The 629-nt window shown below is 69.5% G+C and carries 1 protein-coding gene; it reads right to left on the bottom strand.

Annotation, left to right across the window (positions count from 1 at the left end; translation table 11 throughout):
- Positions 1–629: hypothetical protein (locus ACLFKU_RS43870; RefSeq protein ID WP_410853404.1), on the bottom strand; the 629-nt coding region annotated here is incomplete at both ends.

The raw sequence follows: 629 nt of genomic DNA, 5'->3' as shown, positions 1-629 counted from the left end.
CGCCAGCAATGCCTGTACCGCGGGGTTGTCCAGGTTGATGTACAGGCGCGACACCTCGCGCGTGGCGATGCGCGCGGTGAACTGGCGCGCCAGCCGCAATGCCGCCATCGAGACGCGCTTGTCGTTGTCATCGTCTTCGAGGCGGCGCTTGAGTTCGGCTTCGCGGTCGGGCACCACCACCACCGGCAGCTCGATCGGGCTGAAATGCGCAGGCAGCAGCTGCTCGCCATCGCCCAGGTGCTGCTGAAGCCATGCGATGTCGGCCTCGGGCAGGCTGCCGGCCTTGAACAGCGCGCGGTTGCCCTGCTCGGTGCCCAGCTCGACCAGGCGCATGCCCTTGGCCTGCGCCCAGCGCCGCAGGAACGGCACCACGGCGTAGCGATGACCATGCGCGACGGGAACGCCCATCGCCCGGAACAACATCTCCTCGAAGCCGCCGCCGCTGTCCAGGATCACGTGCAGCGCGCCGCGCGAGGGCAGCTCGCTGGCTTTCATGTCGCCCTGCGAGGTCGGCACGCGCACATGCTCCATCAGAAGCTGGAACAGGCGCTCATCGCACAGTGCCGCGCCGAGCAGCGCTTCGTTGTGGCGGGCCAGGACCCGGCGCCATGCCTCCGGCTGCTGGCGCG

The sequence above is a fragment of the Paraburkholderia sp. EG304 genome, from assembly GCF_046543485.1.
GTDB classification, from domain to species: domain Bacteria; phylum Pseudomonadota; class Gammaproteobacteria; order Burkholderiales; family Burkholderiaceae; genus Paraburkholderia; species Paraburkholderia youngii.
Note: the sequence above shows the minus strand (reverse complement) of the source record. Positions and strands in the feature narration are given on the sequence as shown.